Annotated in this window: 5 protein-coding genes and 6 pseudogenes; 8 read left to right on the top strand and 3 right to left on the bottom strand. The window is 64.8% G+C overall.

All coding sequences use genetic code 11. From position 1 onward, the window contains the following. Window positions 1-106: 106 nt before the first annotated feature. Window positions 107-1204, top strand: a pseudogene (ltrA, locus tag ACFV5H_RS37125) (group II intron reverse transcriptase/maturase); the annotation flags it as partial. Between the two features lie 86 nt (window positions 1205-1290). Here ltrA and ACFV5H_RS37120 read toward each other — a convergent pair. From ACFV5H_RS37120 to ACFV5H_RS37110, 3 genes and pseudogenes are all read right to left on the bottom strand, one after another. After that, window positions 1291-2259, bottom strand: a pseudogene (locus ACFV5H_RS37120) (ISAzo13 family transposase); the annotation flags it as partial. A 55-nt stretch (window positions 2260-2314) separates the two neighbouring features. Then, window positions 2315-2509: pseudogene (locus ACFV5H_RS37115) on the bottom strand (transposase); the annotation flags it as partial. 419 nt (window positions 2510-2928) lie between these two features. Beyond that, window positions 2929-3642 carry a BTAD domain-containing putative transcriptional regulator gene (locus ACFV5H_RS37110; protein WP_385199109.1) on the bottom strand — a complete coding sequence of 238 codons (714 nt, stop codon included), beginning with the start codon at window positions 3640-3642 and terminating at the stop codon, window positions 2929-2931. 297 nt (window positions 3643-3939) lie between these two features. On the opposite strand from ACFV5H_RS37110, the pseudogene ACFV5H_RS37105 reads away from it, so the two are divergent. From ACFV5H_RS37105 to ACFV5H_RS37075, 7 genes and pseudogenes are all read left to right on the top strand, one after another. Then, window positions 3940-4623: pseudogene (locus ACFV5H_RS37105) on the top strand (S8 family serine peptidase); the annotation flags it as partial. Between the two features lie 360 nt (window positions 4624-4983). After that, entirely contained in the window at window positions 4984-6393 is a 1410-nt protein-coding gene (locus tag ACFV5H_RS37100) for a hypothetical protein (protein WP_385199111.1), read from the top strand. Between the two features lie 300 nt (window positions 6394-6693). Beyond that, window positions 6694-6912 (top strand): hypothetical protein, encoded by a 219-nt coding sequence (locus ACFV5H_RS37095; protein ID WP_385199108.1) that lies wholly within the window; start codon window positions 6694-6696, stop codon window positions 6910-6912. Window positions 6913-8162: 1250 nt separating this feature from the next. Next, on the top strand, window positions 8163-9443 hold the full coding sequence (locus ACFV5H_RS37090) for a peptidoglycan DD-metalloendopeptidase family protein (protein WP_385199107.1): 1281 nt from the start codon (window positions 8163-8165) through the stop codon (window positions 9441-9443). A gap of 91 nt (window positions 9444-9534) precedes the next feature. After that, window positions 9535-10202 (top strand): annotated as a pseudogene (locus ACFV5H_RS37085) (IS5 family transposase); the annotation flags it as partial. Further along, a pseudogene (locus tag ACFV5H_RS37080) lies at window positions 10201-10599 on the top strand (transposase); the annotation flags it as partial. The pseudogenes ACFV5H_RS37085 and ACFV5H_RS37080, both read left to right, overlap by 2 nt. Window positions 10600-10847: 248 nt before the next feature. Beyond that, window positions 10848-11687 carry an IS5 family transposase gene (locus ACFV5H_RS37075; protein ID WP_385199106.1) on the top strand — a complete coding sequence of 280 codons (840 nt, stop codon included), beginning with the start codon at window positions 10848-10850 and terminating at the stop codon, window positions 11685-11687. Window positions 11688-11821: the final 134 nt, after the last annotated feature.

Raw genomic sequence — 11821 nt, 5'->3', positions numbered from 1 at the left:
GCGGAGGCTCCGTTGCAGCACCACCCGGATCACCGCCGTCGTCCGTGCCGTCGTCGCCCTCGAACTTGCCACCTGATCAAGATGGAAAAGGCTCAGGGTCTGGAACCGGATGTCGTCGGGCTCCTACTTTCCTCCTCCGGTGCGTGCTTTGGCCATTCCCAAGCCGCATGGCGGCGGCGAAAGAATCCTCGGGATTCCAGCTGTCGCCGATCGTGTGGCTCAGACCGTCGTGGCTCGGCATTTGGTGCGGCGGGTGGATCCTATCTTCCATCCGGACAGCTTCGGATACCGGCCTGGACGGTCCGCCTTGGACGCCGTGGAGAAGTGCCGGGAGCGCAGCTGGAAACGGGACTGGGTAGTTGAATTCGACATCTCCCAGTTCTTCGACAGCGTGCCCTGGGACCTCCTAGTCAAGGCGGTGGAAGCGCACACCGACGCCGTTTGGGTGAAGTTGTATGTGCGACGGTGGCTTGCTGCCCCGCTCAAGATGCCCGACGGCACCTTGCTGGAACGGGGGTGCGGGACGCCGCAAGGCGCTCCGGTTTCTCCCGTTTTGGCGAACCTGTTCCTGCACTACGCGTTCGACGTCTGGATGGCTCGGGAGTTCCCTGCTGTCTCGTTCGAACGCTATGCGGACGATGCGGTCGTGCACTGCGTCACCGAGCGCCAGGCCCGTCAGGTGCTGGCCGCGCTCTCGGACAGGATGGCCGAGGTCGGGCTGCGTCTGCACCCGGCCAAGACCCGGATCGTGTACTGCCGGGACGGGTTGCGGCGTGGCTCGTACGAGCACACGGCGTTCACGTTTCTGGGGTTCACGTTCCAGCAGCGCCAAATGCGGGACAAGAACGGCCGCATCAGATGGTCGTTCCGCCCCGCGGTCAGCAGGGACGCCCTCAAACGACTCGGCGAGGAGATCCGCTCCTGGCGGCTCCATCGGCGGGTCAACCTCACCGTGGAAGAACTCGCGCAGCGGATCAATCCGATCGTCGCGGGCTGGATGCAGTACTACGGCCGGTTCTACCGATCGGCCCTGTATCCACTCTTGATGCGTATCAACGCCTACCTGGTGCGCTGGCTCCGCAACAAGTACAGACGGTTTCGCGCGATGAGGAAGGCCATCGCGGCCTTCCAGAGGGCAGCCAAGCGCCGCCCGGGGATGTTCGCGCAGTGGAGGTGGGTCAGTTCCCCCTCCCTGGCCTGGTGATCAGGACGACAAGAGCCGTATGACGAGAGATCGTCACGTACGGATCTGTGGGAGCCGGAGGGTGCGAATCCCTCCGGCTACCCGACCTTCGAGGTGCCCGGTGGGAAGTGACAGACAGTCACGGTGAGACCCGTCTGGGTGGCGAAGGCGGCGAGTTCGGCCTTCCATAACCGGTAGCGGTAACTGTTGGACCCTCCGCAGTCCGCAGTGATCAACAAGCGGTTGGCATCCGGGTAGTCCGCCCGTCCGCGCGCCTGCCACCAGCGGCGAATTGACTCGACGGCGAACACGGAGGTGTCGTGGTCGGTACCGACGTTCACCCAGCCGCTGTCGTTGGCCAGGTCGTAGATGCCGAAGGGGATCGCCACGTCGACGTCGGGGCCGATGAAGTAGAAGCTGTGGTCCTCCACCTGTACTGGATCACCTGCCGGTCGCCACTGCCGGCCGGGATTGGGTAACTGCCCCAGCTGTTCCTTCTTCTTGGCATCGATGCTGATCACCGGCTGTCCGGCGGACTGATGTTCCTTGACCTGCTCGTTGAGATAGCGGAACTGCGCATCGCGGTCGGGGTGCTGTTTCCCCTCCAGGGTCTTGGCGCTGGCCTGCAGGCTGAAGCCCTGCTCCTTCAGTAACCGGCCGACGGTCGGAGCGGAGACCGGATGCCCCTGCCGAGTCAGTTCTTCCGCGAGGTTGCGCAGCGACTTGGTCGTCCAGCGCAGCGGAGACATCGGATCGCCCCGTTCATCCGGCTCCACCAGCGCCAACAGCGCGGGGACGAGCTCGCGGTCCACGTCCTCGACGCGCATTCTCCCGCCGCCCGCCTGCCGGACACGGCCTTCTGGCAGCGATCCGGTGCCGCCTTCGAGTTCGAAAACACCTCTGCGAACCGTAGTCTCGCTGACCCCGGCAGCTCTCGCCACGAGCCTCACACCACCATGGCCCAGCAGCCGGGCCTCGGTGGCCAGGGCGAGACGGCGCTGCCGTTCGTTCAGGTGCGGGAGCAGGACCTCGAACCGCCGGGTCAGCAGGACACGGGCCTCGTCGGATATTCGCATACCAGACCAACGAACGCGTCCTCGCGAAGCAACGTGTTATTTCCTTACGGCTTCAATGAACACGACACCTTTGCCAGGCGGCGCCGAGCATGACCTTGCGGATTGCTTTGACCAGGCCGTTGTGGCTGTCGGAGATGACCAGGCGGACGCCGCTCAGTCCGCGTTCGCGCAGGTGGCGCAGGAACTGGGTCCAGAAGGCTTCGGTCTCGCTGTCGCCGACCATGACGCCGACGACCTCGCGGCCGCCGTCCACGGTGCCGTCCGGGGCCTCGTCGTCCCACCAGTCCAGGGGCTGACCCTGGCGCTGTCGGCCAACGCGAACAGGTGCAGGTGATCCAGGTCCCAGCGGCCGAAGGCGAGATCGATGGCGCCGTGGCGGACTGGGCGAAGGAGTGCAAGCGCGCGGCGGCGAAGACGCGGCTGGGGCGCGGCCACAGGTCCGCACCGTGCCCGGAGACCAACCCCACCCGGACGGACAGCCAGGTACGTGCCACGATCACAACCCCATTCAGGCGCCAGGTCCGCGAGCCAGTACCGAGGCTACTGAGTGTGACGGCCACATGGGGTATCGAGCCGGCTGTACCTGGGGATTTTCTACTGGCCGCCGACACGCCTGCGACAGAAGTGTCCGGGACAGCGCCGGGCCGTCGTGGCCTTCTGCAACACGCTTCAGGCAGACATCAAGTCCTGTACGAGCTGTGTCATCCGCGGAGAGGGAGCGACATTGAGTTCCCGTAGCAAGAGTCTCCGATACTGCTGGTAGCGCATGAGCGCGCTGGCAACATTCCCCTCTGCCAGGTGTATCTCGACGAGGAGCCGGTGTGCGGTCTCCCGGATGGGGTCGATGGCTACCGCGGTCAGTGCAGTCTCGAGCGCGGGAAGGTATTCACCTGCCTCCTTAAGGCGCTGGCCCAGGCTCTCAAGGGTGTGCAGGCGCACCTGGTCCCAACGGTCCCGCGCCAGTGCCAGCCATTCCTCGGACCAGTCGGGCAGAAGCTCCCGGCTCAGACTGTCGATCAGCTCCGCAGTTGCAGCAGGCAACCGAGTGGATGAGCCGTTGATCTGCCGCGCAGTCTCCCACGCGTCGTGGACGTCGACACCGAGCCAGGGTGCGAGTCCCAGGCGCTGGTCGGCGCTGTCCACCGCGGCCACAGAACCGAGCTGCCGGCTGTAGTAGAGGGCAGTCCTCAGGTTCGCTCTGGCCCGGGACGGCGTGCAGTCGGCCCACAGTTGCCCAGCAACCGTGGTCCGCGGCACGCCGTCCCTGTGCAGTGCCAGAAACGCCAGCAGGCGCTTCGCCCCCAATGGGAGGGCCGCGCTGCGCCCTGCACATTTGAATTCGAAAGCGCCCAGGAGCTTCAGGTATGCACCATTTCGAGACACATCAACACTGTGCAGCCCGACGATGCTTTGTGCACCTCGGCCGCGTCTAGGACACATGTCCCGCAGCGACCTTATCGGGTATGCGCAAACGTTCCCCACACGTCTTAGCTGCCGAACAGCACGCTGAACCGTCGATGTATGGCCAGTCACGGCCCGGTCGAGAAAAAAACGCCGATACGGACGCAAGACGGTAATGAGACGCATCGTTCAACCCTGCTTAGCACACCGCCAGATCGGACGCGTCGCAGCATGGAGTAGTCGAGCCTGCGTCGGTCTTCGACCGAAAGGGAGGAGCGGATGGACGCCAGGTCGGTCCTGCGGGATATTCCGGCGTCACAGGGCGAGCTTCTTGGTCGCCCGGACGTGACCATAGCCGTTCTCGACGGCCCCGTAGACCTGTCGCATCCCTGCTTCGTGGGAGCCCGCCTGCGAAGGCTCGACACCCTCGTGCAGGAGCCAGCGGGTGGGGGCCCGATGTCCATGCACGGCACCCACGTGGCCAGCTTGCTGTTCGGCCAGCCCGGCAGCCCTGTCACCGGGATCGCCCCTCAGTGTCCCGGTCTTATCCTCCCGGTATTCCAGGACGCCGAGGAAGGCCGGGTGCCCCAGCTCGATCTCGCGCGGGCGATCGAGCGCGCAGTGCAAGAGGGTGCGCACGTCATCAATATCAGCGGCGGGGAGCGGGCCACAGACGGGCAGGCTGAGGCGATGCTCTCCCGGGCTCTCCGGCTGTGTGAGGACAGAGGGGTGCTGGTCGTCGCGGCCACCGGCAACGACGGGTGTGACTGTGTACAGGTGCCCGCCGCCGTCCCGTCGGTGCTGGCCGTCGGCGCAGCGGGTACTGACGGTGAGCCGCTGGAGATCAATAACTGGGGCGCCTCGTACCGGGCGAACGCAGTCCTGGCCCCGGGCCGGGACATCGTAGGTGCCGCTCCCGGGGGCGGGCTCATCGCCCTGACGGGCAGCAGCTTTGCCGCACCCTTGGTGTCGGGAGTTGCCGCGCTACTGGTAGCAGCTCAACTTCGTAACGGTCAGGAAGCCGATCCAAACGCGGCCGGTAAGGCCATAGTCGCTGCAGCAGCGGTTCGGCCCTGCTCCCCCAGCGGCGCGCCGCACTGCCGTCGGCAACTGGCGGGCCGTCTGGACGCCGCACAGGCGTTTGGCCTCATTACCGGCCGAGAAAACCGTACAGCGGACGACACCCGATCGCCTGCCGTCTGGCCAGGCCCATCACACGCACAGCCAGCGGACAACCTGTCCCCGGCGCAGGGGGTCAGCGCCGCTGGCACACCCCCGCCGAGCGGGACCCCCCAGATGCCGTCCAAGGAGGACCCAAGGCTTATGGAGACCCCCGACCCTACTGTGGAACGCCAGGCCATCGACGCGATGCAAGAGAGCCCCGGGCACGAGGATGTGGCGCCGAGCACGTCTCGGCCTGAGCCGTCAGATTCGGCATCCGCGGACACCGTCGCTCCAGAGCCGACGGTCGGCGCTGCCGTTGCACGCCCGCCGAGCGGGACACCGGACTTGCAGCAGAAGGAGGACGCCGGGCCCATGGACAGTACCCGCGCACACGCACCGCGCGATGCCGCCGCCCCGCAGGCCAAGCCTGCGCCGACCCCCTCTCCGCCTGATCGGTCTTCTCTTGTGGGCCCCGAGGGCCACGGCCTCCGACCGGCGTGTGCGGGGAGTGGCGATGCAGAGTGCAGGTGTAACGGAAACGGCTCACGGCCCCTGATATACGCGATCGGATCGATCGGGGTCGACTTCCAGACAGAGGCCCGCCGAGACAGTTTCCGCCAGCAGATGCCCTTCGTCGCAGGGAAGGCAGTGGACGGCCGGGAGACAGAGGTCCAGCCAAATCCTTACGACCCCACCCAACTACATGCCTACCTGGCGAAGAACCCGGGGGTCTCCGACAAGCTGACCTGGACACTCAACATCGAGAGCACACCGATCTACGCGCTGGAGGCGGAGACACCGGTCGGAATGGACTGGACCGAGCCGATCCTCGACCCAGCCTGGAGCACGGAGCGAGTGCGGCAATTCGCCAAGCAGAACGTCGATCAGGCCGAGGAGCTAGCCCGGCTGATCTCCACTCTGGCATACCCGCCCGTGTCCCCCGTCTACCGGATCCTCCGCGACGCGCTCCTCGGCCAGGCACTCCCACCGGACGATATGGGGTTCGTCTCCCGAGTATCGGTGCCCGGAGTGTTGACCAACCGAACCACCCGGCTTTACTCCGGTCAGGTTCTCCCAGTCGTCGAGGTCAAGAGCCGGGGTCTGTACACCTGGACCGAGAGCGCACTGGTCGACATGGTCACGGCCCAGGTGATAGAGGACTTCACCAATCGTGACCTCTCGGTGCCCGCGGATCGGCAGATTGCGAAAAACCTGCGCGCGTTCCTCGACAAGGCCTACTACCAGTTCCGCAACCTCGGACAGACCTCAGCTGACCGCGCCCTCAACTACGCAGGAACCAACGCTTTCCTCGTAGGCCAGCAGTTCGCTGAGGGACTCCTGTCGGCGAAGTACGTCCCGGGACAAGACGACCGGTTCTACGCACTGGACAGCATCAGCGTCTCGAAGAGTCCGCACTGCCGCGTTGGGTCAGACTGCCAGGACGTCGTCGTCACCTTCTTTGATCCCGAAAACGAACGCCGCGCGAAGGTCTCTTACCTCTTCACGATCGACGTGAGCGACGAACTTCCCGTCAGCCTCGCCCCAGTCCACCAGTTCCTCGGCCAGTGATCGCACCAGGAGGGATTGAAAGATGAGCCAGCCAGCCCCCGGGCCGCGACGCACATGCCCAAGGCAGTCCCCCCCGGTCTACCGCGATGTCTGGGCACCACCGACCCAGCCCACGGCCGGCATCGAAGCAGCGGCATCACGCTGCGCCCGGCTACCGGGAATGGCCCGCCAGATGTGTTACGCGCTGCGCTACGGCGTCCACCTCTGACCGACCGGCAGTGGGCGTCTACCACAGGCAGATGCACGCCACCAGCGCAACGCAAGAATTACAAGAGCTCACTGCAGACAAGGAGCAGATCAGTGATCAGTAACACGGAGCCAGGCCAGGCACTCACCAAGGGGGCGCGGCTCCACATGCCTCAGCAGGCACCCCCGATCGACCGCATCGACACCACCTCCGGCGCTCTGAGCACCCCGGCAGGCATCAAAGCCAACGGGAGGCTCGGCGACGGGATCTCAAGCATCGGCAAGGGGATCGACTCGATCGGTAAGGGGATCGGCAAGATCATCCCCATTTAGCAAGGAGCGGCGTACCCGCTCAACAAGGCAAGGACAACAACAATGATCGACCACGACCGAGACGCGCTCCGTGCGCGACCCGCACCGCAGATGCCCCAGCAGGCACCCCCGATCCACCGTACCGGCACACCGACGGGAGCACTCACCGCTACCGGCGCGGAAGCCAGCCTCGCGGGCGTCCCCCTCGAAGACTGGTTTAAGGACCTTCGCCCCTTCCTGCCACCACCGGGATGGGGCGGGTGAGAATGACCGTACCTGCGCCGGCGAGTGAAGCACCTGCTGCCTCGTCGGCGCACATCCGGCGGACCCCTAGCGTGGTCAGGTCCTCCCCAACGACCTCGCCACCTTCATATCCGCGTTGGGAGGGCACAGGATGCGACTTAACCTGCCCGTCCAAGGAGCTATCGAACGCCGTTGGGATCTGTACAAGCCCTATCTGGTCGTTAAGGGAACTATCCCGGACGAAGAAGGCAAGGTCATCGACATATACGCTGAGCCAGGCGGGAATTACGGAACCGATGTCGGCGACCCGGGTCCACGGCTTTGCGCTGATGACCGCGGCTGGGACTGCCTGCCGAGGCTTGGCTGCGTATGGAGAGGGCTCCTGTGACCCGCGGGCCGCGCCGGACCGGCGGCAGCAGCGCCTGACTGTCGTGAACGTTGACACCGGACACGCCAAGCGCGAGAGGCAGCCCTGCCCGTCGGACAGGACGTGCAGTTCGCTGCCCGCCTTGCCAGTGTGGAGACTCTTGCAATGCACGTCCTTTTTCCGTCTGTGGTCTTTTCCCTCTCGGTGGCAGGGAAGAGCGACCTGGCGCTGTGGCCTGCATGCGGCAAAATTCGTCGGTTTTGTGCGCATGGTTCCGGCCGTAGCGTGAGCGAAAGGCCACTTCCTGGCCTTCCTCGGACTCGCGGCGGCCATGACCTGCTAAAAGCATCTAGCAAGGCTCATCACATGAGACACCCTTTTTTAGTCTGGCGGTAACTGGGTGAAGCTGACATCAGGCAATGAGCGAGGCCACCGGAGAGTTCTCGGTTCGAGGGTGCCAGCCGCGCTGCTTCTAGAGACTTTTCCCCTGTACGTTCACGCTTAGGTGGGCCGACCCTCAGGTGGTTCAACTTGCCGCTGAGAGAAGAGCGGCGGAGAATCGAAGGTGTGCATCGGGCGCCAGTTGTCGAGATGTGCACCGCTAAAGTTTTGCTGCCTTTTCGTGACTCAATAAACATTGAATCCCGCACTGGAGGCAAGGATGGCACTCGAACTCGGCGATCACGTGTGGTACTGGAACCATAAGATCTCCTTCGCCCTGAAGATTCCGCGAGCGGATTGGTTCCCAGACTCGAATCCGAGCGACCCGAACGACTACCGAGGGCACGGCAAGGAGATCTACAACTTCGTCGTCCATGCGGATGAGATCGCCCGCGGACGACCGCACATGCGCAACTACGAGGGCAGCTTCGCCTGGCTGAACAACAATCCCGGTAACATCACCGGGCGACCCGGCGGCCCCGATTTCGGCCAGTATCCAGGAAAGTTCAACTGGCACAACTTCCTGATCTTCCCGACGTGGGCCGACGGCTGGTACGCGATTGCCAAGCTCCTGCGGAGCAACCTCTACGTGAATCTTTCTATTCTCGAGGCGTTCAAGAAGTACGCGCCCGAGTCTGACGGAAACAATCCGGTTGCCTATGCGAACTCCGTTGCGGCAGCCCTGGGGATCTCGGTGTCGACCAGGGTCGGCGACCTCGATGACTTCCAGATGGCCACCATGCAGAACAAGATCCAGGAGGTCGAGGGCGCCATCCCCGGCGATAGCCTGATGTGGAACTCCGACGAGATCCCTGTCGAGATCTCGGACCTGCTGCCGGGAGGCGGGTGGAACGTCGGTCGCCCACGCGCCCTCGTGCGGGCTGGCGGCGCCTTCACGATCGATGTCTCGTCCCCGGTCGACCCCTCGGGATTCACCCAGGGCCACGGCGGCCCCGGCCAGGGCGGCCATGTCGGCTCGAACTGGTACATCCGCTATGGGATGGACATCGGCGGCACCGGGGGCACGCCGGTGTACGCCTCGTTCGACGGCCACGTCACCAAGTTCAAGCCGCACGATCCGGCGCAAGACACGCCGAAGGTGTACGGAGCCGAGATCTTCATGCGCTCCGGGAACGACATGATGGGCGCCTTCTACACCCACCTGACCGACGTGCCAGGCTCGGTCTTCGTCGGGGCACGGGTCTCACGCGGCGACTTCCTGGGTACGGTGCACCAGCGCATCGGGGTGCCCCCCCACCTGCACATGGCCCTGGTCGAGATCATCGGCGGGGCGCCCGGTGGACAGTACCAGGGGGTCGACCTCTATCAGTTCTTCCTGGACCTGGAGGGATCGGACCCGGAAGCGGTCGTTTCGGTCCAGTTTTGGCAGGACGGCTCGCCGCCAGAGCCAGTCTGGCGCTTGGCGCGGCTCGGCACGCTGGATCGCTCGCAAGTCCCGGAGCCCTCGAGCGCCTACGCCACCGTCGCCTTGCACAGCTAGAGCGTGTCTCTTTGACGGGCTGATCAGTTGATCGGATGTGGCTGTCCGCTTACCCCGTGTCCTACATGGTCAGTTGGTCGTTGGACTGGTCATGGGGAGCGGGCGGTGGGGATGGATTGTGCCGGATGGCCTGTGGGAGATCGCCAGGCCTCTGTTGCCGCCGGCGCGGGTGCGGCCGCAGGGCGGCGGGGTTGCGAACATCGATGACGAGGCGGTGTTCGCCGCGATCATCTATGTGCTGGTCAGTGGCTGTGCCTGGCGGGCGTTGCCGCCGTGCTTTGGGGCGTCGAAGTCGACCGTGCACCGCCGGTTTCTCATCTGGTCCCGGGCCGGTGTGTGGGGACGACTGCACCAGAAGGTACTCGAGCTCCTGGACGGCCAGAACCTCGTCGACCTGTCGCGCGCTGTCCTCGACTCCGCTCACGTCCGCGCTAAAAAAGGGGCGAACTTGCAGGTCCGAGCCCCGTGGATCGAGGTAAGCCCGGTTCCAAGATGCATGTCCTGTCGGACGCGAACGGACTGCCCCTACGCGTCGGGCTCTCCGCGGCCAACACCCACGACAGTCTCGGACTGAAGCCCATGGTGGCCCATTTCCACATAGGACACGAATTCCACAGCGATCATTTCAGGCCCCAGCGGCTGCACGCCGACAAGGCCTACGACCTGCCTGACCTGCGGCAATGGCTGCGCAACCAGCACATCGGCGTCCGCATCGCCCGCAAAGGCATCGAGTCCAGCGAACGACTGGGTCGCCGGCGACACTCTCGGCCTGTTACTGCTGGTCATGGTGACCGCCGCCAGCGTCTCGGACAACGAGGCCGGCATACAGCTCCTCACCCGCATCGCCGCCGACCATCCCACCATCAGCAAGGCATGGGTCGACACCGGCTACAAGAAGAAGGCGATCGAACACGGTGCCGCCCTAGGCATCGACGTCGACGTCGTCCCGCGAAACGAGCAGGTCAAAGGCTTCTCCGTCATCCTGCGGCGGTGGGTCGTGGAGCGGAGTTTTGGGTGGATCATGATGCATCGCCGCCTCGCCCGCGACTATGAGACCAAACCGGCGCATTCCGAGAGCATGATCCGCCTCGCGATGATCTCCAATCTCGCGAAACGAGTGACAGGCGAAACGCCCATAACATGGCACAACCCATGAACTATCCGGTCTTCAACCGGAACGTCCTCTTAAAGAGCGTTTTGTCCCGGCAGGGTTGTTTGGTGTTAATTCGAGAGCCGATCCGGCATGGGGCCTTTGGGGCGGATGCGTCTGATGCGAGACAAGGGATTCGTATCGTCATTTGACGATCCGTTTCGTTCTGTTCGCTCCTGTTTGATCCCAACGCGCCCCCGGTTGACCTCGTTTGCGCCCTGGGGAGGCGGCCTGCTCGACGGTACTACCGAAACATGACGCGACACCGCCCGTATCCCAGTGACCTCTCCGAGGCGCGCTGGGAACTGATCGGACCCACGCTCACCGCCTGGCGAGCTGAGCGCAGGAACAAGGGTCTCGACATCGGCCGACCGCCTGAACATGACCTGCGTCGCATCATGGACGCCATCCTCTACGTCGACCGCACCGGCATCCCCTGGCGCTACCTACCCCACGACTTCCCACCCCACCAGACCGTCTACGGTTACTTCGCCGCCTGGCAGAAGGAAGGTGTCTTCGACCAGCTCAACGGTCTCCTGCGGCGTCTGGTCCGTCAGGCCGAAGGCCGCAACGGCGAGCCGAGTGCCTGCGTGCTGGACGCACAGAGCGTGAAGACCTCCAGCAATGTGCCGGCGGCCGGCCAGGGCATCGACGCCGGCAAGAAAATCGCAGGCCGCAAACGCCATATCGGGGTGGACACCCTCGGCCTGCTCCTGGCCGTCTGGGTCACCGCGGCAAGCGTTTCCGACAACGCCGGCGGCATGCACCTGATGTCCCACATCACCGCCACCCACCCCCGCGTGACCAAAGCCTGGGCCGACACCGGCTACCGCACCAAAGCCATCGAACACGGCGCCCGCCTCGGCATCGACGTGGAAGTCGTCCAACGCGACCCCGGAACCAAAGGCTTCAAGGTGATCCCGCGACGCTGGGTCGTCGAGCGGACCTTCGGCCGGCTCATGCACCACCGCCGACTCACCCGCGACTACGAAACCCACCCCCACCGCTCCGAAGCCATGATCCACGTCGCCATGATCGACCTCATAAGCCGACGCCTCACCCGAGAATCCACCCCGAACTGGCGCGACACCTGAACCTCGAACCAAACAACCCTGCCGGAACAAAACGCTCTTTTAGAGGGCGTTTATGCAGGTCAAGACCTATATGCGGCTCTCGCCCCTGACCCGCTTTGAGGGCCTTCATCCCATAGGCAGCGAATGACGCTCTC

Origin of the sequence: Streptomyces sp. NPDC059787 (assembly GCF_042732315.1) — a bacterium.
Lineage (GTDB): Bacteria > Actinomycetota > Actinomycetes > Streptomycetales > Streptomycetaceae > Streptomyces > Streptomyces atrovirens.
The sequence above is the reverse complement of the archived record's forward strand: the minus strand, read 5'-3'. Positions and strand labels throughout refer to the sequence as shown.